We start from the raw sequence: 19,771 nt of genomic DNA, 5'->3' as shown, positions 1-19,771 counted from the left end.
AGTATAGCTAAATTTGTTCGCTATGCTCAAATTGCTTAAATGAGCGGCGTCTGCAAGCGTGTACGATTTGGCGACAGGCGCGCAAGCATCGCTGTCGATAAGGGTGGAAACGACCCTAACATCATATCTGCCAAGGCCTCAGCGCATATGGGTGCCAGTGCATAACCCTTAGCACCCATCGCACTCATGAGCCACATCCGTTTGCTGCGGGCTAACTGTCCAACGATTGGATGATAATCAGGTGTTTGAGTGCGGATGCCTGCTCGTCCTTGCCACAAACTGATATCTGTTGGAATAATGGACGCGAGTTCAGGTATGGCAGTGATTAGTTTTTCACGGCTAATACTGTGTTCTTTATGACGAATATCCGTGGCTGTGTCATCGCGTATAAAGCTAGCCCCCAGTAATAAATGCGGTGCACCTGTTATTACCTTATTTAATTGTTCATCACCCGTTTGCCCGGTAAATGAGGCGCAGTAACCGCTATATTTCAAAGGTATTTTGGGTAGCTTCGCGTACTGCTCAGCGGTTGGGACAAACCACGAGAGCTGACCGCGAATTTTACGGCAATCAAAAATACGCTTGTCCAGCGTATGGCTTTCATAAGCTGCGCAAATGACGACATTATCAGCGGTAATAGAGAGCAAACCTTTATCTTGGTTAATGCCCTCAATACAAACATGCTCCTGCGCTTCGCTAATACTATTAACGTCTAATTGTTGAAAACGGATGAGCGGATGCATGAGTATGATATTTTTTAAAGCCTGCGGATTGACTAAGCCAGACTGGGGCAAATACAAGTTCTCTGATAAATTCTGCACTTTTAAGCCGCTCGCGTTTTGTGCCTGTTCACAGGAAAGTGTGGTTGCCATATCGTCAGGATAATCAGCGATTTGCTCTGTACCGATATTGGCTTTGATTAATAAATCAAGCGCGCCAGTTGGCTCCAGTATGGGTGCTCCGCTTTCCTTCTCAGCTGTTTTATTTAGCAAGCGATAGAGCCGGTTGCTGTAAAGATAGCCTATGCTATGCAGATGCTCGTCGACATGATGAAGCGGTGTCATCTTAGGTGCAAGCAGAGCACGCGGATTGCCTGAGGCGCCTGCCAAAGGTGCTGATTTGTCTAGTAAGCTGACTTGAATGCCGCGATTGGCCAGCGCCCAAGCCGTTAGCAGGCCAGAGACGCCTGCACCAATGACGATGGTATGGCTCTGCTCGCTAGGTAGCGCAGCATTACCATTTATACTATGGTTATCATCTGCGAGCTTAGGATTACTCATGATTGCCGTTAACATTTCGCGTTTACGGCCAAAGCCCTTTACTTTTTTAATCTGAAAGCCGCACTCTTGCAATGCACGTTTGACGATACCGGCACAGCTATAGGTAGCGGCGGTAGTCATTGGTCGTGATAAACGCTGCATTTGTGCAAAGATAGCGTCAGCCCATAAGCTGCTATTGCAAGAAGGGGCGAAGCCATCTAAAAACCAAGCATCGATGTAGGGCGTAGGCTTAAGGGATGTATCTACTGCTAATTTGCCCAAGCTATCGGCCGCATCGCCAAGCCATATATCAACGGTCAGATTATCCTCAAAAAACTTCAAACGATGACAGCCCGCGATAAGGGGTGGGTATGCCGTTAGTAGAGGCTCAATGAATTCGGTAAGCTCAGGCGCGCGCTGCCCCCACAAGGTGAGTATCTGCGTTAAATCTGCAAGGGGAATAGGATATTTTTCTGTCGTTATAAAATGCAGGCGAGCAGTGGCTAAGTGTGGCTGCTTATCACGCAGCTGTCGCCATAGTTGCCAAGTCGCTAAAAGATTCAGTCCTGTCCCAAAGCCTAACTCAGCGATTGTAAAGCATTGCTTTGGGGCAAGGTTTGCGAGGCGCGCGGGCAGTTGGTTGTGCGCTAAAAACACGTGGCGCGACTCTGCTAGACCATCGGCGTGTGAGAAGTAGACATCACCAAACTCGCCTGATACCGGCACTCTATTGCCCGTATCATCCGTTTGCCAATCGATGTTGGCAGGCGTAATAATATTGGGCTGTTCAGCATTTTTAATTTGAGCGTTAGACATGGCAAAGTTCTTAGGAGCGTTTTTAGCTATAGTCAGTGAGGAATAATATCGACACATCAGGCACTGCTGATATCCATTTTTCTTGCTTGCTGTGCCCGCGTAGACAGAGGCGACAAAAAATTGATATCAGCAATACCATCGCGTTTTAGAATAGTTTGACTATATGTCAACCATAATATCACGACAGCATCCACATCACTGACCATACTCATGTATAGCTTGCACTCGGTTTCATTGTATTGATATTATTTTGGATTGACGATATATGGGAAGCATCAGAGAAATTTAAGTCCATCAAATGCCGTTAAGTGCCGTTAAGTATAGATATGCAGCTATTACCAGCGTTCGCGGCGCACAAATACTAACCAAGACACAAAAATACCCACCAATAAGCTGATCAATACCGTGAACGCGCCATATAAAAACAGCTGACCTTTACTCTCATAAACCAACACATTGGCTTGGGTCTGCAGGTCATTGACCTGTCGTTGTAGTTGGGCATTGCGACTGAGCAGCTCTTGATTGGCAGCGTTTAGCGCCTTGTTGGAAGGTTGCAACTGTGCTGCCAAGGTATTATTTATATCAAGGCTTGAATTTGGCGTCATTGCTGGCGCGGTAGCCGCCTGTTCATCTAACGGCGCTGTCGCTAGCGGATCCGTCGTAGCAGGATTCACATTTGTGACCGTTGGCGCAGCGTGCGCTGTCATTGCTATCATAGCCGTGATTAGCATGACGCTAGCAAGACTGCGTTGATAGTAGCGGTTTTTTGACCAGGATACACACTGATTCACGACTTGACTGCTTTGTCTGAGGCGCTATCATCTGGCTTTGGCAAGGTATGGATAAAGGGTCTGATATCGACGTGACTGTATACACCGTCGCGCAGGTAGGGCTCAGCGTTTGCCCATGTTTGGGCTGCCTCGAGTGAGTCAAAGTCGGCGATGATTAAGCTGCCTGACATCTCGCTTTTACCATGCTCAATAGGGGTCGGACCTGCGATAATTAACCGTTGTTCGCGTCCTAATGCTTGCAGACGCTCGACGTGCTCAGCACGAGTGATCTGCCGCTGTGCGCTGCTATTAGCAACGTCATGACCAATAATGGCGAATAAAGACATAATAATTCCTTAATAGACAGTAATAATAAACCGTATCATCATTAATGATTAATCATTATCAATATTAGAATTTAGTAGTAATCAGTTATTATAAGATAATAAACTGGCATACCGAATGGTGAGTGTTGGACTTGTTCTTATGTTTACTTATCTAGCGACTATTTACCTAACCAGTGCTTATTTAGCCGCTTTATCGGTCAGCGCTGGATTGATATGTTTTTTTAATACCGCAAACTGCGCGACCACGAACACCAACATAATGGGTATCCAGCCGTAAGTTTTGAAGTTAATCCAAGCCTCATCTGACATAGTAAATGCCGTGATATAATGTAGTACACCCATCATGGCAAAAAACAGCGCCCAAGCAATGGTTAGCTTCTTCCAACCACTGAGCGTAAGGGTAAAGACCTCTTTCATGGCCAACTGCATCAACGGCTTATTGATAGCGGCACTGACAAATAACGTCAAGGCAAAGATGCCGTTAATAATCGGTGACTTCCAGCGTAAGTAAATGTCATCGCGTAGCAACAGCGTGCCGCCACAGAATACGATGGTCAATAATAAAACCACCCATTGCTGCTTATCAAATTTACCTTTTTGGCGAATAAAGTGAATAGCATAGACAACAATCGTGGCAATCAGTAAAGCGCCTGCTGCCGCCAAAATACCTTGGGTACGGGCGACAATAAAAAAAGCAATTAAGGGAATAAAGTCTAATAGGGCTTTCATAGCGTGCGGCTTGTCCAACAAAACGTATAGGGTAGTTTACACGTCTACTGCATCAAAAAAAAGCAATCAACACGATAATCGTTTTATATGACCTGCCTTTGCCATTTTCTTGCATTTTATTGATACCATACTCATGAGCATTACCATATTCAAAACCTTAAGGCTATTTTTATGAAAATCGATTTACATTGTCACAGTACTTGCTCTGATGGCACCTATGCGCCAACGGAAGTGGTGCAGCGTGCTCATGCGGCTGGTGTCGATGTATTGGCATTGACAGACCACGATACCCTAGCGGGCATCGATGAGGCGAGGGCAACCGCCACGGGCTACGGCATGACGCTTATTAACGGCGTTGAAATCAGCTGTGAACATACGCTGAGCGGTGGTTATGGCAAAAACAAATCTACCAACAAGATCATTCATGTGCTGGGATTGGATTTTACCGATTTTGATAAAATGCACGCAACATTGCAGCAATTACAAGACAGTCGTGCGACTCGTGGTCAGCGTATCGCCGAAAAGCTCAGTACGCTGCTAGAGATTGATTTTGATACGCTATGGCAAGCGATACTGGATAAAGCTGGCGGCAATCCACAAGCGGTTGGACGCGCGCATATTGGTCAAGTGCTGTTTGAGCGCGGTGACGTAAAGACGGTACAAAAAGCCTTTGATAAGTATTTGGCGGACAATAAACCGGCTTATGTGGCAATCGAAGCATTGACGATGCAGCACGGGATTGAGCTGATTCATGCGTGCGGCGGCAAAGCAGTACTGGCGCACCCAACGCGCTATCAGCTCTCGGCGACACGAGTACGTAAGCTTATCGAAGAGTTCGCTCAGTTGGGCGGCGATGCTTGTGAGCTGCCTGCCAATAGTGAGCCGATTAGTACTCGTAGAATGGTGGATCGCAGCATAGCCGAGCACCAGCTCGTTACCTCGATAGGGAGTGACTTCCATGGTAGTAATATGCCGTGGCGACGTATAGGTGATGTACCAGTATTGCACCCTGAACAGCAAGGTATTTGGCAGTCTTTTGCGACTTTGTCTTAATTTAAAAATCGTTATAAATAATCGATAAGTATGATTCAACTACTTGATCAACAAATGATTATTTTTTAAACTGAACCCTCATTTTATGAGGATATACCCTAGTATATTAGCCAGTACAGCAACGCTATAAATAAAGTAAAAATTATCAGACTAAACGCGCTATTCAGAGTAAGCTTAAGGCAAAGAGAACTGTTTTTTAATTTGAGCTTACTAACTTTATACTACCTGCGGTAGCCCAATTATGGCTGTAAAGATATCTCATCTAGGCTATAAAAGACTCTCCCGAGTTATTTTTGAATGGCAGGCGGCCGATAGGGCGTCGCTGCTGGCCTTATTTGTGGTGATAGAAGTCTCCACCCATTGGCTGTGGTGCTTGATGGTTTGGTGCTTTCGAGATGCGCTCGATGATTATGTCAATATCCATCTGTTATACCCATTATGGTTGGGAGTGACAGTAATGGGGTTGTTTTCTTGGTGGCTGGTCGGCTACTTATCTCGTACTAGAAACAACTGTAAAGACTTGGATAGATGGCAAATTATGTTAATTGTGCCTTATACCCTTTACATTGCCGTGGTCGTCGTGATGATAGGCTACAGCAGTTTGTTTGCGGGAGTATCGTTGGTTGGCGGTGCCATGTTAGGCATGGTGCTGATCAAGCGGCGTTATGCGTGGCGGGTGTTTTTGCTGCAGGTTTTACTGATTTTGTTGGCTATTGTAGCGCCTTATTTCGGTATCGATTTGCCCAATTTGCGCCAGTTAACAGTGATCTACCCCATTCTTGATAGCCCAAGTTATCTAACTTATAACGAAGTCATGGCGGTCGAGAACATGGTTGCCGCTGCCATCTTTAAAAATACAGCGCTAGGCTGGGACAGTGTTAGTGCCTTACAACAATCGTCAACGCTCTTTTGGCGCTCAACTCATGTGTATTTAGCCCTGCCCAAAGCCGTTTTTATCGTATATATGTTTCGTACCCTGTTATTGATATTGGATGATAGTAAAAACGAGATCTTGTTACATGCCAATCAAGACGAGTTAACCAAGCTCAAAAACCGCCGTTATGGCCTGACACAAATGCAGCAGGCGCTCATGACAGTGGACGAGGATCAAGATTTTAGTGTCATTTTATTGGATTTAGATTGGTTTAAAGAGGTCAATGACAATTATGGACACGATATCGGTGATCAGGTTTTGTTTGAGGTGGCGCAGACGTTATTACAGTCTTTGACAGAGGAGGCGATCGTCAGTCGCTATGGTGGTGAGGAGTTTTTGATTGTGCTGCCTGATACGGCTCATAAAGAAGCGATGGCTATCGCTGAGACCCTGCGAGATAATATTAGTAGTCATGTGGTACAAACCTGTAATAAGCCAAGTTTTCAAGTCACCGCCAGTCTAGGGTTATATACGTTTAGCGCGGCAGAACGAGATCGTATTAAGCAAGAATTTGCAGAGGCGACAACGCAGGTAACCCCTCAAAATCGTCATACAGTACCGTTATTTAGGTTGAGAAGTACCAAAACAGTGCAGGCGACAGAGGCACAACTTTTACCGGATCGCGTTTGTCAATGCCTCATCAACCTAGCTGATGAAGCTCTCTATGTAGCCAAAGCACGTAATCGCAATCAGGTCGTAAGCGCTAATGAGCTGATTGACGTACAGGCTATGACGCGGCCGAGTTATCAGGTTTAAGCGGTCTTTATAATCGTTTTAAGCGCTCTGTAAGTTCTGTACTAGACTTGCCAATACGCTAGTGGCAAAGCTTCCTGTAGTTAGGGTGAAATCTAACACCAAAGTCTGCTCATCCATCCAGCGCCATGTTAATGCTTCTATCGGCAAACGTAGCGCTCGCCTTTGCGCTTTAATTTCACGTTGCTCCAGACCTGTTGCCAGTTGTAATAATAAAACACTGTGCTGAACGGTATCGTTTTCGATGTCAGCCGCTGCGCTGGTCACCTTGTCGTTGCTTGTACCCCACATCACTGCGGTTGGATGAATATCGCCACTAGCAAGGCGCGCGCGTAATGTATCGTCCAGCTGCTCAGCGGCAAATATAGATCCTGATCCATCAAGATTGAACACTTCTCCTGTCAGTCCAGTATTCCAGCTACCATCACGCACTCGCGCTGCAAGTATCTCATTAAATATCAGGCTACGAGCAGCGGAGAACTCCATAGAGTTTTGCTCTCGCGGCGCACGTTTACGTTTGCTCTTTTTTGGCTGTGGTCTATTGTCTGGCGCTGGACGCGCAAACAGCGACAATGCTTCTCTAATATTATTACCATTCCATCCAAAACGCTGTGGACCAAAATAATTGGGCACGCCCGTTATGCTTATATGGGCTAAATGCTGTTCTACAGACGACTTATCGTCACTTGCCAATTCAATATCACGCAAGGTGATGATAAATTGATTGGCCCTATGCGTACCACGATTGAGCTTTTTATTATGCCAGTGTTGGGCGAGGATAATGACCGACTCGTTGTCGCTAATATCTATCGGCACAAACTCAGACTCTGGCAATTGCTTTTTTGGTATCCGCAGGCTAAACCACTGCGTCGTCAGCGCCTGACGATCTTTGAGCCCTGAGTAACCCACATCACGTAGCGGGATATCCGCCCATTCTGACAACAACTTGGCCAAATAAGCCGTATTGATGCCAGACTTTTGAATATGCAACCATAGATGCTCGCCCTCGCCTGTAAACTCTAACGGCAATATTTCATTGACGACGAAATCTGTATTATGTGTCTTGTAAGTCGCTTGTTTGATAGGTGGCAAGTTTGGCTGTGGTAATTGCGCAGTATCCGTCGCGGCTTCGATATCGACACTAGTGATATCAAGCTGTTCATTATTAGATGGCTTACTGTCTGAGTCAGGTTGAGAAGTAGAATTAACGGTCATTTCGTTCTGGTTGTCTTGATTTTGAGAAGTCATAAAGTTATCTTTTATTTTAATGATAGGTTTTAGATTGGGAGAGTAAAGCGACGTATTAAAGACTAGCAAAAGGATTCGGAAGGTTAGTGAAGGTTAAAAAGTTACGTTTTGCAACGCAGTAAACATACAAATAAACAGCGTACGCTAACTGGGCTTGCTACTATCAATGAATCTGCTTTTTTAAATATAGTAATTCTTAGGGCGTGTCCTCATTTTAAAAATGGTGATAAAAATGAGATAAATTGCAGTCAAACAAGGAAAATAGCGCAGATAATATCGGGATATTAACCAGCTATTTAACGATGTTTGGCAAAATTTAGCCATTTTTAGCCCGTTTAGATATGATCAATTGAATTGAGGACACGCCCTAGTAAACCTGTATTTTTTAAAGTGTATCGAATATCTCAAACGCGTTTTATTCAGTAAACAATTATAACTGTTAAGGATGACCTATGAGCCAAGTTAGTGATAACCAAGCCAATAATAAAATCGCTGCCAAAAATCTAGTGACTATTAATAAGTCTGACATCCCAAGTGGCGGCATGAAGTCATATAAGCAAAAAGACGATAGTATCATTTTAATCACCCGTGATGAGGATGAGTTTTTTGCTTTTGATGGCAAATGCCCTCATGTTGGTGCAGATCTCGGTGACGGTATGCGCTGTGGCAATCGCGTGGTCTGTCCTTGGCACCATGGCAGTTTTGACAGTCGCGATGGCTCGCTCTTAGAGCCTGTTGCTATGCGCGGCCTGACTCAATATGAGCTGACAGATGAGGGCGATAGCCTAATTGTCAATCCCTCAGCGAAGATAGATAATAGTGTTGCTAATGATAAAATGACAGATACGCATACCATTATTGTTGGGGGCGGTGGCGCAGGCTTTATGACCGCCAATCAGTTGCGTCATACAGGTTATGGCGGCAAGATTACCTTAATCAGTAAAGATGATACAGCCCCTTACAACCGTCCTTTATTATCCAAAGCATTTTTGGCAGGGCAACTAAGTGCAGATAAGTTATTGCTTGGCGGCAGCGAGTGGGCCAGTAAAAATAATATCGAGCTACGCTTAAACCAAACTGTCAGCGAAGTATTGCCTAATGAGCGCACCATCGTCATAACCGACGAAAAAGGCAATAGTGAGCAGCACACAGCAGACTTCTTAGTCGTCGCGACAGGTGCTGAGCCTAAGATACCACCTTTTAAAGGTGCTGAGCTGGATGGTGTCTATACGCTACGCAGTATGGATGATGCCAAAGACATCAAGGCCGCCAGTGATAATAAGCATGTGGTCATCGTTGGTACGGGTTTTATTGGGATGGAAGTGGCTTCCGCATTGGCAGATGCGGGCACGACTGCCTCTATTACTATCGTTGGTCGCAGCCGCCGCGTCATGAGTAATATCGTCTCAGAAACAGTGAGTAATGCGCTCATCAAACTTCATGAAGAAAAAGGGGTGACTTTCGCATTTGGCGCGGGTGTTGATAAAATCACTGGAGAAGGTAGTAAAGTCAGCGGCGTAAAACTGTCAGATGGCAGTACGCTGGCAGCAGAGGTGGTCATTTTAGGTACAGGTGTCGCCCCACGTACCGAGCTATTAAATGAGGTAAACGCGCCAGATGGCGTGCAAGTGGATGAGCATCTACAACTGCGTGATGGCGTCTATGCGCTCGGTGATATTGCTAAAGCGACCAACCAAATGGGGCGTATGCGTATTGAGCATTGGCGGGTGGCGCTACAACACGGCATCGTGACCGCTGCCGCTATCTTAAATCAAGACGATGTCAACTCGCTAGAAGAGCGTATTCCTTTCTTTTGGACGGCACAATACGGCAAAAGTCTGCGTTATAGTGGACACGCGGCGACGCCTGATAACAACATCTTGTTTGGTTCGCCAGATACGCTTGATTATATCGAGTATTATTTTGACGATGATGGAGAAGATACGCGCGCGAGTGCAGCCAGTACGTTAGGACGTGATAAGGAATTAGTCGCCTTTTCTGAATTACTGCGCCGTGGTCATGCACCAACACGCGCACAAATCAATGCAGGGTTTAACCTTATCGAACAAGCGCAGGCGTTATCGCGCTAGCATTTAGAAGGTTTTAAGGTTTACTATAAAGGCTGGCCTATTGATTTGGGTCAGCCTTTTATATTATGTTGATGGAAAAGGAAAACCAATTTTATGAATAAAAACCACTTGAATAGCACATCAGTATTTTTACGCCAAGCAGAAACCGATGATATTGAGGCACTGGAACAACTGCTAAATCGCTGCTATCGGCAGACGGAAGGCTGGACCAATGAAGCAGATTTGGTCGGTGGTATCCGTATTACTCAAGCTGAGCTGGCGAGCATCATCGCCAATCCAAAACACTATCTGTTCGTGTACCCAAAAACCATAACGGGCGAACGCGATGGAGAGGAGACTGGTGAGCTATTGGGTTGTATTGCGGTCGATATAAAAGTTAATGCTGATACAAATAAGAGTGACCTTAATAGCACTGACAGTAAGAATAAAGCGTATATCGGCATGTTTGCGGTACATCCACAGCTGCAAGGGCAGGGCGTGGGTAATATAATTCTACAAGCGGCAGAGACTTTCGCAGGAAGACATTTGTCATCAAGTGATCAGCAAAATAATCAGCAGCCAAGTCGTCTGACCATGTCTATATTGAGCCATCGCCCTGAGCTATTGGCTTATTATCAGCGCCGTGGCTATCAGCTAAACGGTAATAAAATGCCGTTTCCAGACGATGGTAATAATGGCGAGCCCAAACGTCAGGACTTAGAGTTATTAGAACTGGAGAAAATTGTTAACGCATAAAAGTGAGTTTTATCTACATCAAACTTGAGTTAACCCCAAAAATGCCCAAAGGTCATAAACAGCCCAATACTAAGCAAGATAAATGCCACGACAATTAAGCGCTTAAACCAATTAAAAGCGGGCAAGCGTGTGGCATTGTCATCAGACATTAAGTAAGCAAACAGGCATAATAAGCTTGCTGCTAATGTCATAATCCCTAAGCCTATGGGTAATATATAAAGGTAGATTTGCCACACAGCCATCTCGCAACTATTATTGATACTATCATCATAACAGCATCGATAATGGACTGTCTGTATGCGGCATACTTTAATCTTTTCATCTTATCGAAATGTATAATGAGTGAACAGTAATATCGATAAATCGTGCACTGCTCATATCAATTTTTCTTGCTTGCTGTGCCTGTACAGACAGAGGCTACAAGAAATCAATATCAGCAATAGCGTCGCATTTTTAGCCCATTTAGATGACTATCGAGTGAATTGAAGACACGCCCTAGGATATTTTGACTATAAAAACCACTCACGAATAAACCCAACTTTATTTTCTAAAATTAAGTTGGGTTTATAGAAAGGAATCTGTATAATTAAATAACATTATAGATATATTGAGAACGATATGAAAAACCTAAAAAGACTCGCGCTGATACTACTTCTCACGCCATTATTCGCGGCTTGCTCTAGTGGTCCTTCTGAAAGCGATGTAGAGGCACTTATCCAAGCTCAGTATGATAAGGCCAACAGTATGATGGATGATGCTATGGCAAATGCGGGCAATGATGAGATGGCAAAAGCCATGAGCGGCATGATGGAAGGGATGATGCCAACGCTTGAAAAAGTAGAAAACGTAAGCTGCGATACTACCGAAGGTGACAACACTTATTTGTGCACTGCTGACGTCACGCAAACTATCGGTGGTAAAAGCCGTACAGATAGTGGTACCTTTAAAGTTAATGATGTTAATGGCACTTGGGTATTGACTCAATAGCGGCTTATAAAGCTGTTAAAAGTAATGATATAAACAGGGCGCTTAAGTAGCGCCTTTTTTTGTACTTAACAATAGCTGATGAGTGGTTTATATTGTTCTATAAGACCTATGATAATAAAAAATAAGCGAATAAGGACTATCCGATGACTAGCAGTATTCTATCTAAAGGCTTGTTTAAAAGAGGATTCAGAGCAACGACGATAATGACCGGTGCGCTTATTTTTATGTCAACATTGCCAGCTTTGGCTCAAACCTCAAATCAGCACTATCAGATTCAGGATTTTTCTGACGATTACTATGCGGTTATTCAGACTAGCGCCGATGAGGATAGTGAAGAAAACACTAGTATAAATATTATAGATGCCAAAACCAAGCAAACCCTTATCAGCCAGCCAACTGATATTGATATAGAGTATGAGCTGAGCAATAGTGAAGCGTACCAACTAGGCAACAAAGTTAGCGCTAATATTGCCAATAGGCATTATGGCGAGCATAGCGTGCTCATATACGATGACTTTAATTTTGATAATAAAAAAGACTTAGCACTGCAAGATGGTCGCTACGGCTGTTACGGCGGGCCTTCTTATCAGGTTTATCTCAAGCAAGGGAGCAGGTTCGTGCTTAGCGAAGGTTTTACTGAACTAGCGCAAGGCTATTGCGGATTTTTTGGCATAGATAAAGACAGTAAAACCTTAAACACGATGACTAAGAGTGGCGCAGCATGGCATCAGTTTAAAGAGTTTAAGGTCATCAATAATAAGCCAGTAGCGGTGCGTATTATTGAGGAAGAATATAACTCAAGAAGCCTGCTATCTATTACTGAAAGCAAAAGGGTCAATGGCAAAATGAAGGTCGAGAATTATGAAATGCTACCGCAATATGATGATCAGAAGGCAGCGGGCACACTACCTTATATTTATACCCTTATTGTAGATAATGGCAAAAAACTGGTGATTGATAGTCAGTATAAAGATGGCAGCGAGCAATTATATTATGCTTTTGCAAATAAAGAAGACAGAATTGAGCTGCTTTATGAAGGACAGTTTGACTATGATAAAACAACGAAGACACTGAGCTTCACCAACAGACCTGTGCTCTATAAAATCAATAACCAAGGCATCACGGTAAAGCTACCTAACCAGACAGTGCTGTTAAAGTCGCAACCTAATAGTGTGCAAGGCAATTTGGATGAAGTTACTCATTTCAAAAATGTAAGGGTGAGATAAAGAATATCGAAATAATTCGTTAAAGTGAGAGATAGTGGGAGTTTCCTAAAAACTGTGTAACTGCTTATAATCCCATAACAGGAGAATAAGCAATGACCAAGCAAACTGACATTAAGAAACTGGCCGAGCAGATGGCTAGTAGTATGAACAGCTTCGATGACATCAAAGACTTCCAAAAGCAGCTCATGCAATCGTTTATTGATACCGCCCTAGAAGCTGAGATGGAAGACCATCTTGGCTACCCTAAGCATGAGAAAGCAGATAAGCCAAATAAACGCAATGGGCATACTAAAAAGACCGTCCGCAGTGACACAGGCGATCTTGAGATATCCACCCCAAGAGACCGTGATGGCGACTTTGAACCTGAGCGAGGAAATAGCGAAGCACTGCTTCGCCCGAGCGCAAGACAAGAGCTGTGCTCGCGTGGGTGCGTAAGCATCAAACCCGTATTAGCGGCCTTGATGACAAGATCATATTCCTTTACGCCAAGGGTCAAACCACCACTGAGATTGTAGAGAGTATCAAAGAGCTCTACGATGTCGACATCTCAAGCACCCTGGTTTCAAGAGTCACTGACAACATCTTAGAGGACATCACCGCTTGGCAGAACCGGCCGTTAAGCAGTGTCTATCCTATCGTCTATCTAGACTGTATTGTCGTGAAGATACGTCAAGATAAACAGATTATCAACAAGGCTATCTATCTGGCACTAGGCGTGGGACTTGATGGTAAAAAAGAGCTGCTTGGTATGTGGCTATCAGAGAATGAGGGCGCTAAGTTCTGGCTGGGTGTACTCACTGAACTACAAAACCGCGGGGTGCAAGATATCCTCATTGCCTGTGTCGATGGTTTAAAGGGCTTCCCTGATGCCATCAATACCGTTTATCCCAACGCTCAGGTTCAGCTGTGTATCGTACACATGGTGCGCTATTCGATGAAGTTTGTACCTTGGACAAATAAAAAGGCAGTAGCGGCTGATCTAAAGGCTATCTACGGCGCTGATACGCTTGAGATAGCAGAGGCTAACCTTGAACACTTTGATGAGGTATGGGGCACTGAGTACCCGCATGTGGTTAAGTCTTGGCGCAATAACTGGGAGGGCTTAACGGTGTTCTTTAATTACCCTAAAGACATCAGAAAAGTCATATATACCACCAATGCTATTGAGTCACTGAACAGTGTGATTCGGACGGCGGTGAATAAGCGTAAGGTGTTCCCCTCTGATCAGGCAGCATTCAAAGTGGTGTACTTAGCCACCCAGCAGGCATCCAAAAAGTGGTCGATGCCCATCCGTAACTGGACGTCTGCTTTAAATCGCTTTATGATTATGTTTGATGATCGTATTAGTAAGCACTTAATCTAAATGGCAGTTACACAGAATTCGGGATGGGCTCGAGATAGTCCTCAAACCTAGCAAAAAAGGCTACTCTCTCAAGAATAGCCCCTCTACTTACACACCCTATAAAACTAACGCATATATCAACGCGACATTAACGCATGGTCACAAACTCTTCCGAGCCAGTTGGATGAATGGCAACCGTATTATCAAAGTCTGCTTTCGTCGCGCCCATTTTTATCGCTACCGCAAAGCCTTGAATCATCTCATCGACACCAAAACCTATGCCATGCAAACCGATGACTTTTTCATCATCGCCCAAGCAAACGAGCTTCATCACGCATTTTTGGCGATGCTGAGTTACCGCGCTGTACATCGAGGTAAAGCTCGAGGTGTAGCATTTGATATTGTCTTTACCATACTGCTCAACCGCGTCAATCTCAGACAAACCAATCGTGCCGATAGGGGGGTGAGTAAAGATAACCGTTGGTACCAAGTCATAAACCAAATGCTCGTCTGTCTTATCATTAAACAAACGCTCTGATAGGCGGCGACCTGCTGCGATAGCGACGGGTGTCAAATCAATACTGTTTTCGATAATATCACCGACCGCATAAATACCATCGACATTAGTATTTTGGAATTTATCGACCTTGATTTTGCCATTATCAGTCGTTTCCACACCCGTAACATCCAAATTGATATTGTCCGTCGAAGGCGCACGACCTATCGCCCAAATCAAACAATCAACGGTATCAAGCGCACCATCTTTGGTAAAGAGTTCTAAACTGCCATCGTCGTTTTTATTGACTTCCGTCAGCGTCGTTTCAGTATGCAATTGAATACCATCTTGCTCCATCTCTATCAATAACGCTTCTACGATAGTATGGTCAAACGAGCGTAGCGGCGAATGTTGACGCACATACAGATGTACCTCAGCGCCCAGACTGTTGAGCACGCCAGCGATCTCAACCGCGATATATCCTGCCCCGACGATAGCCACGCGTTTTGGCAAATGATTTAATCTAAAAAACCCATCAGAATCAATACCGTGTTCCGCGCCTTTGATATCAGGGAAGATAGGATGACCACCCGTCGCGATCAAAATATGGTCAGCGGTGATATGTTCGCCATTGACCTCGACCGTATTGGTATCGACGAATTTGGCAAAGCCTTTTATCACTTCAACGCCGTTCTTTGCCAAATTATTATCATAAGAGCGATGAATGTTTTGGATATATTGTTGACGACTATTGACCAGCTTTTGAAAGTCAAAGCCTTTTAACTCAACGTCAAAACCATAGTCTGGCGCATACTTTTCGATAGCTTCGGCCACTTGTGCGCCATACCACATCACCTTTTTGGGCACGCAGCCCCAGTTTACGCAGGTGCCGCCTAATTGCTCCGCTTCGATGATGGCGCATTTTTTGCCATAGCTTGCCGCTCGGTTGATTGAAGCAATGCCACCGCTACCGCCACCAATGGAAATATAGTCATAATGTTTGGTCATAGTTAAGTCTCTTTATTTAGTACGTATTGATGCGTATTGGTACAATTTTGCAGTCTATTATTTTTTAATTCTGTTATTTTTAACTCTATTGTAATGGGTATGATAATGAATCTTACAAGGTTTTGCTTATGAAGATGTGCCAGCTAGCACCACGCTATAAAAATATTTAGGCAAAAATAGCCTAACACCTTATAAGCCCATCTAAACAATAGCGCGCCGTCTATAAAATAACAGCCCAGGAATGGATAAGCCTAGCACCAATCCTGAAGTCACAAATAAGGCCTCAAACAAATACACCATCATTTGGCTAAATAATTCGTCGGAAAAGCCAAAATAGCCAATCTGTACCATACTGACCATCGCCTTATAAGCAGCGATACCGGGCATCATACAGATGACGCTTGGCGAGATTAACGCTTTGGGCGGTAAGGTATATTTTTTAGAAAAATACACGCCTAAAAAGCTGGCAAGCATCGCCCCAAAAAAGCTGGCTACCACCAGATGGATGTGCTGATAGACCAGCGCTGTTTTTAGTCCAAAGCCAAAGGCGGTCATCAGCAAACATGGAAGGATATAGCGTTTGGGGACGCTAAACATCAGCGTCCAACCAAGGGTAATAATACACGACAGCGCAACGGTTTCAATGAACCACATGTCAAAATCCCCAGTGCTGTATTTGTAGTAAAACCAGCGCCATCACAATGCCAACGCACGCTGACAAGGTTAGCATATAAGTAAAAACGGCACGTCCAATGCCGATATTGACATAGCCCTTTAAGATGTCTGAGAAAGAATTGATTAAAGGAAAGCTTGGAACTAGTAAGAGCACGCTAGAGGCAACGGCAATATCTGCATTATTACCAATATCAAAATAGTAAGTCGTCGCCCCAATTAAAGAGGCGATAAAAGCCGTCACGATGACGGTGATAAAAGGATTGAAATGCTGCTTGGCCAAATAAATGCGAGTGAACATCGCGACCATACCAGCGACAAAGGTCACCGCGGTAATCGACCAACTACCGCCATTAAGATTAGCAAACGCGGCACAAGATGCACCAACAAATATGCCCACCAGCCATGTTGGATAAACCGTTTTATCTAATTCATCAAACGCAAGGGTGGTGCGGTCAGTCAGCTCAGACTTCAGTTTATGGTTATCTAGCTTTTCGCTATTTGTATTGGCTTCGGTTTTATTGATAATTTGCTGGATTTGTACCAATAAATTGACATTGATGCTCTGATTAATCGTGTCTCTGGTGGTGGTGATACAGCGTTCATTACAGATGGTCGTCAAGGTGATGGCATTAAAATTCAGCGAACATTCTACGCTACTCATTCCCAAAGCGAATCCCAAACGTTTAGACAAGTCCACCACTACGGCAGACTCGGCACCATATTGCATAAGGAGTAGTCCGCAGCGCACGCATAATCGAGTAATGCGCTGTTGCTGTACGTAGCTGATAGAAGTCATTGGGCGAGTACGCATATTGGCTATTATGATTTTTATGAATGGTATTAGTATAAACAGTGTGAGTCGTTATGAGGTATCGATACGGCAAGGTAACGATAGCATAACTTGCCGTGCTTATTTGCTACTATTATAAAGCGTAAACCACTGTCGCAAGGAGAATAAAATGCATATCGTCATTCTAACTTTGACCTTTTCTCTACCCGGTTGTAGTTCACTCAAAGAAAAACGCCAATGCATGGGCGGCTTGCATGCACGCTTTGGTAATACGCCAAGCGTCGCGGTATGTGAAAGCGGTGAGCGTGATCGGCATGACGCCAGTGAGTGGACGTTTGTGATCGTTGGGCTGTCTAAACGTGAAGTCGAGTCGCAATGCAGTCAAATTGAGGAGAAGATAGAGCGGACCGTAGATGCGCGGGTGATGAATGTTGAGAGAGAGTTTATGTAGATTGGCTTTATTGCAGAATACTCTCTGAGTAGAGATTCTATTTAAAATGATAAAGTTGTATGTTTCAAAGGTAGGTCGGTAAAGCTTAAGACAACGAACAAACAATAGACTACAAATTTAATAGACTTTTGTTTTATATCATGATAATCTCCCACTCGGTAATTTAGACACATTACTTACACCTCATTTACATTTTAGTCACATTATTAATTATATATTGCTTTCAGTGCGCGGATTGCATGATATAAATTTTGATAGTGGGATTTTAAGTTTATCAACGCATTACTTTTATTTTAGCCAATCACCTTAATTATATTTCTCAACTAGGACGTCTAATGACAACTTTTAATAAAGTAAAAAATGCTCTATTGCTTACGACGATTACTACTTTAGTAGGCTGTACTACGATAGCTGATATGTCAGGGTACGATACCAATAGCATGAATGCCGATGCGGCTAAAAATTACTCTCAAGTGGTTTCTAGTGCTAATAGTCAAGGCGCAGTAGATAATACGTCTACCACCGCCATCCGAGTGAAAAGAGTCTTTAATCGTATGAAGCCCTACGCCGTTCGCGCTAATACGACAGGCGTCCCTTTTGATTGGCAGATCACTGTTCTACGTTCACCTGAATTAAATGCTTGGGCAATGCCGGGTGGTAAGATGGCTTTTTACACCGGTATTGTAGAGAAGTTACAGTTAACGGATGCAGAGATCGCTGCGATCATGGGACACGAAATGACCCATGCGTTATCTGAGCACAGTAAAAAAGATGCTGGGCAAAAAATTCTGACAGGCTTAGCGCTGCAGTTAGGTGGTGCCGAACTACAGGCAAAAACAGGTTTGAGTGATGATGCGTTGGGTTTGATTAGTGACTACGGACTTGATAAGCCGTTTTCTCGTAGCCAAGAATCACAAGCCGATGCTGGTGGCCTACGCTTGATGGCGCAGGCAGGCTACAATCCAGAAGCTGCCGTTGCAGTATGGCAAAAAATGGAGGCCGCCAATGGTCGTAGCAACACCATAGCTACTTTGATGTCTACGCATCCAAACTCTGGGCAGCGTATCGCTAAAATCCAGGCACTCTTACCTGAGGTTACACCAGTTTATCAAGCGGCTGCTAAAGCACCTACTAACGCAACTAGTGGGGCAACTACTGGGGTAACTACTAGAACCATTAAACGTAAATAACTCAGTAAATACTCTCAAAAGTAAATGTTATCAAAAAAGGTAAGTCAAAAGACTTACCTTTTTTTTGCGAAGAAATATCGAAAAGTGGTTGGTTTGGACTTTATGCGACGTCTGGATATTGGGTGTCGAGTAGGTTAGCGGCGAGGTACGAGATTCAACAGCTAAATATTGGAGCCAATCCCGCTTTCCGCTCATATCTACTCACTGATACGAGGCGAGGGCTACGGTTTGTCCTGTCTCTTGCTCCGCGTAGCCAAGCCAAAACCTAGTCCTCGCAACTCGTTCAATTGAGCAGGATAACCGCTACAATCGGGGCTAAACCGCATCTCAAGGCGACCTTCATAAACTAAATGGTAGGTTGGGTGGAGTTTGCGACACCCAACATCTAAATATTAAAAGAACATTCTCAACAGCCCCAATCAATAGGAAGTAAACCATCCTTCACAAATCGATGAAATGAGGAATATTGCCAGTCTTTGAGTTGTTTAACATACTCATGTTTAATAGGGTTGCTGATTTTTTAATAGCGGGAATATAATCAATATGTGCTCGATAGTCTGCTTCATCGCGAATGCAATGCTCCCAAAATCGACGTTGCCAAATACCGCGCTCGCTTTTTTTAAGTCTGCTATTTGAAATATATTCTGTTTTAGCAATATGATAAGAAAAGTAATATTTGATTAGTTTGATACGTTTAGAGAAGTCTGCATCATTGTTTGGCATAGTACATAACATATGCAAATGGTCTGGTAAAATAACGATAGCATCAATATGAAAGGGAGGTTTTTGTTTAACGAGTTTGAAGGAGTGAGCTATGCTGAAGAAACCGTACAATTAAACTTGGTAAACTAACGACTCAAAGAGGAGTTTAC

Annotated in this window: 18 protein-coding genes and 1 pseudogene; 9 read left to right on the top strand and 10 right to left on the bottom strand. The window is 44.0% G+C overall.

Going from position 1 to position 19,771, the window contains the following annotated elements; translation table 11 throughout:
- Positions 1-35: 35 nt before the first annotated feature.
- The 4 genes from mnmD to ispZ all read right to left on the bottom strand — a co-directional run bounded on the left by mnmD (position 36) and on the right by ispZ (position 3,921).
- Positions 36-2,075 (bottom strand): tRNA (5-methylaminomethyl-2-thiouridine)(34)-methyltransferase MnmD, encoded by a 2,040-nt coding sequence (gene mnmD / locus ACSUPM_RS11015; RefSeq protein WP_436879944.1) that lies wholly within the window; start codon positions 2,073-2,075, stop codon positions 36-38.
- Between the two features lie 335 nt (positions 2,076-2,410).
- The gene (locus ACSUPM_RS11010) at positions 2,411-2,782 is read right to left on the bottom strand and encodes a hypothetical protein (RefSeq protein WP_227674771.1); all 372 of its coding nucleotides are present in this window, start codon (positions 2,780-2,782) and stop codon (positions 2,411-2,413) included.
- Positions 2,783-2,862: 80 nt separating this feature from the next.
- Positions 2,863-3,192 (bottom strand): YciI family protein, encoded by a 330-nt coding sequence (locus tag ACSUPM_RS11005; protein WP_101212422.1) that lies wholly within the window; start codon positions 3,190-3,192, stop codon positions 2,863-2,865.
- 177 nt (positions 3,193-3,369) lie between these two features.
- Complete coding sequence (ispZ, locus tag ACSUPM_RS11000; protein ID WP_436879942.1) at positions 3,370-3,921, bottom strand: septation protein IspZ; 552 nt, start codon at positions 3,919-3,921, stop codon at positions 3,370-3,372.
- A gap of 171 nt (positions 3,922-4,092) precedes the next feature.
- Between ispZ and ACSUPM_RS10995 the strand changes: the two genes are divergently transcribed.
- A complete protein-coding gene (locus ACSUPM_RS10995) occupies positions 4,093-4,974 on the top strand; it encodes a PHP domain-containing protein (protein WP_025652474.1) in 882 nt (293 codons plus the stop codon).
- Positions 4,975-5,215: 241 nt separating this feature from the next.
- Entirely contained in the window at positions 5,216-6,664 is a 1,449-nt protein-coding gene (locus ACSUPM_RS10990) for a diguanylate cyclase (RefSeq protein WP_436879941.1), read from the top strand.
- Between the two features lie 18 nt (positions 6,665-6,682).
- Here ACSUPM_RS10990 and truD read toward each other — a convergent pair whose 3' ends face one another.
- Positions 6,683-7,909, bottom strand: a complete 1,227-nt coding sequence (gene truD, locus ACSUPM_RS10985) for a tRNA pseudouridine(13) synthase TruD (RefSeq protein ID WP_436879940.1) — start codon at positions 7,907-7,909, stop codon at positions 6,683-6,685.
- 452 nt (positions 7,910-8,361) lie between these two features.
- Between truD and ACSUPM_RS10980 the strand changes: the two genes are divergently transcribed.
- Positions 8,362-9,999 carry an FAD-dependent oxidoreductase gene (locus tag ACSUPM_RS10980; RefSeq protein WP_436879938.1) on the top strand — a complete coding sequence of 546 codons (1,638 nt, stop codon included), beginning with the start codon at positions 8,362-8,364 and terminating at the stop codon, positions 9,997-9,999.
- A 93-nt stretch (positions 10,000-10,092) separates the two neighbouring features.
- A complete protein-coding gene (locus tag ACSUPM_RS10975) occupies positions 10,093-10,734 on the top strand; it encodes a GNAT family N-acetyltransferase (RefSeq protein ID WP_037025398.1) in 642 nt (213 codons plus the stop codon).
- 29 nt (positions 10,735-10,763) lie between these two features.
- On the opposite strand, the gene ACSUPM_RS10970 is transcribed toward ACSUPM_RS10975, so the two are convergent.
- Positions 10,764-10,925, bottom strand: coding sequence for a hypothetical protein (locus tag ACSUPM_RS10970; RefSeq protein WP_227674769.1), 162 nt, complete (start codon positions 10,923-10,925; stop codon positions 10,764-10,766).
- Between the two features lie 427 nt (positions 10,926-11,352).
- On the opposite strand from ACSUPM_RS10970, the gene ACSUPM_RS10965 reads away from it, so the two are divergent.
- The 3 genes and pseudogenes from ACSUPM_RS10965 to ACSUPM_RS10955 all read left to right on the top strand — a co-directional run bounded on the left by ACSUPM_RS10965 (position 11,353) and on the right by ACSUPM_RS10955 (position 14,310).
- Positions 11,353-11,721, top strand: coding sequence for a hypothetical protein (locus ACSUPM_RS10965; RefSeq protein WP_201569936.1), 369 nt, complete (start codon positions 11,353-11,355; stop codon positions 11,719-11,721).
- Positions 11,722-11,864: 143 nt separating this feature from the next.
- The gene (locus tag ACSUPM_RS10960; protein WP_201606398.1) at positions 11,865-12,947 is read left to right on the top strand and encodes an XAC2610-related protein; all 1,083 of its coding nucleotides are present in this window, start codon (positions 11,865-11,867) and stop codon (positions 12,945-12,947) included.
- 92 nt (positions 12,948-13,039) lie between these two features.
- Positions 13,040-14,310, top strand: a pseudogene (locus tag ACSUPM_RS10955) (IS256 family transposase).
- Positions 14,311-14,437: 127 nt separating this feature from the next.
- Here ACSUPM_RS10955 and gorA read toward each other — a convergent pair.
- From gorA to ACSUPM_RS10940, 3 genes are all read right to left on the bottom strand, one after another.
- Positions 14,438-15,793 carry a glutathione-disulfide reductase gene (gene gorA, locus ACSUPM_RS10950; RefSeq protein ID WP_025652626.1) on the bottom strand — a complete coding sequence of 452 codons (1,356 nt, stop codon included), beginning with the start codon at positions 15,791-15,793 and terminating at the stop codon, positions 14,438-14,440.
- Between the two features lie 201 nt (positions 15,794-15,994).
- Positions 15,995-16,447, bottom strand: coding sequence for a threonine/serine exporter family protein (locus ACSUPM_RS10945; RefSeq protein WP_101212447.1), 453 nt, complete (start codon positions 16,445-16,447; stop codon positions 15,995-15,997).
- A 1-nt stretch (position 16,448) separates the two neighbouring features.
- Complete coding sequence (locus ACSUPM_RS10940; RefSeq protein WP_173238897.1) at positions 16,449-17,264, bottom strand: threonine/serine ThrE exporter family protein; 816 nt, start codon at positions 17,262-17,264, stop codon at positions 16,449-16,451.
- Between the two features lie 163 nt (positions 17,265-17,427).
- Between ACSUPM_RS10940 and ACSUPM_RS10935 the strand changes: the two genes are divergently transcribed.
- Together ACSUPM_RS10935 and ACSUPM_RS10930 are read left to right on the top strand one after the other, a co-directional pair.
- The gene (locus ACSUPM_RS10935) at positions 17,428-17,709 is read left to right on the top strand and encodes a DUF503 domain-containing protein (protein ID WP_436879937.1); all 282 of its coding nucleotides are present in this window, start codon (positions 17,428-17,430) and stop codon (positions 17,707-17,709) included.
- A 335-nt stretch (positions 17,710-18,044) separates the two neighbouring features.
- Complete coding sequence (locus tag ACSUPM_RS10930; RefSeq protein WP_436879936.1) at positions 18,045-18,899, top strand: M48 family metallopeptidase; 855 nt, start codon at positions 18,045-18,047, stop codon at positions 18,897-18,899.
- A 441-nt stretch (positions 18,900-19,340) separates the two neighbouring features.
- Here the strand turns inward: ACSUPM_RS10930 and ACSUPM_RS10925 are convergent, their stop codons facing one another.
- Complete coding sequence (locus ACSUPM_RS10925; RefSeq protein ID WP_436879935.1) at positions 19,341-19,733, bottom strand: REP-associated tyrosine transposase; 393 nt, start codon at positions 19,731-19,733, stop codon at positions 19,341-19,343.
- Between the last annotated feature and the right edge of the window lie 38 nt (positions 19,734-19,771).

The sequence above is a fragment of the Psychrobacter okhotskensis genome, assembly GCF_965638355.1.
GTDB classification, from domain to species: domain Bacteria; phylum Pseudomonadota; class Gammaproteobacteria; order Pseudomonadales; family Moraxellaceae; genus Psychrobacter; species Psychrobacter okhotskensis.
The sequence above is the reverse complement of the archived record's forward strand: the minus strand, read 5'-3'. Positions and strand labels throughout refer to the sequence as shown.

What these genes read in the sequence shown, in the direction of transcription:
- gorA (WP_025652626.1), bottom strand. Translation starts at nt 15,793, where the DNA reads ATGACCAAACATTATGACTATATTTCCATTGGTGGCGGTAGCGGTGGC.
- ACSUPM_RS10975 (WP_037025398.1), top strand. Translation starts at nt 10,093, where the DNA reads ATGAATAAAAACCACTTGAATAGCACATCAGTATTTTTACGCCAAGCA.
- ACSUPM_RS10980 (WP_436879938.1), top strand. Translation starts at nt 8,362, where the DNA reads ATGAGCCAAGTTAGTGATAACCAAGCCAATAATAAAATCGCTGCCAAA.
- ACSUPM_RS11010 (WP_227674771.1), bottom strand. Translation starts at nt 2,782, where the DNA reads ATGACAGCGCACGCTGCGCCAACGGTCACAAATGTGAATCCTGCTACG.
- ACSUPM_RS10990 (WP_436879941.1), top strand. Translation starts at nt 5,216, where the DNA reads ATGGCTGTAAAGATATCTCATCTAGGCTATAAAAGACTCTCCCGAGTT.
- mnmD (WP_436879944.1), bottom strand. Translation starts at nt 2,075, where the DNA reads ATGTCTAACGCTCAAATTAAAAATGCTGAACAGCCCAATATTATTACG.
- ACSUPM_RS10965 (WP_201569936.1), top strand. Translation starts at nt 11,353, where the DNA reads ATGAAAAACCTAAAAAGACTCGCGCTGATACTACTTCTCACGCCATTA.
- ACSUPM_RS10940 (WP_173238897.1), bottom strand. Translation starts at nt 17,264, where the DNA reads ATGACTTCTATCAGCTACGTACAGCAACAGCGCATTACTCGATTATGC.
- ACSUPM_RS10935 (WP_436879937.1), top strand. Translation starts at nt 17,428, where the DNA reads ATGCATATCGTCATTCTAACTTTGACCTTTTCTCTACCCGGTTGTAGT.
- ACSUPM_RS11005 (WP_101212422.1), bottom strand. Translation starts at nt 3,192, where the DNA reads ATGTCTTTATTCGCCATTATTGGTCATGACGTTGCTAATAGCAGCGCA.
- ACSUPM_RS10960 (WP_201606398.1), top strand. Translation starts at nt 11,865, where the DNA reads ATGACTAGCAGTATTCTATCTAAAGGCTTGTTTAAAAGAGGATTCAGA.
- ACSUPM_RS10970 (WP_227674769.1), bottom strand. Translation starts at nt 10,925, where the DNA reads ATGACATTAGCAGCAAGCTTATTATGCCTGTTTGCTTACTTAATGTCT.
- ACSUPM_RS10930 (WP_436879936.1), top strand. Translation starts at nt 18,045, where the DNA reads ATGACAACTTTTAATAAAGTAAAAAATGCTCTATTGCTTACGACGATT.
- truD (WP_436879940.1), bottom strand. Translation starts at nt 7,909, where the DNA reads ATGACTTCTCAAAATCAAGACAACCAGAACGAAATGACCGTTAATTCT.
- ACSUPM_RS10945 (WP_101212447.1), bottom strand. Translation starts at nt 16,447, where the DNA reads ATGTGGTTCATTGAAACCGTTGCGCTGTCGTGTATTATTACCCTTGGT.
- ispZ (WP_436879942.1), bottom strand. Translation starts at nt 3,921, where the DNA reads ATGAAAGCCCTATTAGACTTTATTCCCTTAATTGCTTTTTTTATTGTC.
- ACSUPM_RS10995 (WP_025652474.1), top strand. Translation starts at nt 4,093, where the DNA reads ATGAAAATCGATTTACATTGTCACAGTACTTGCTCTGATGGCACCTAT.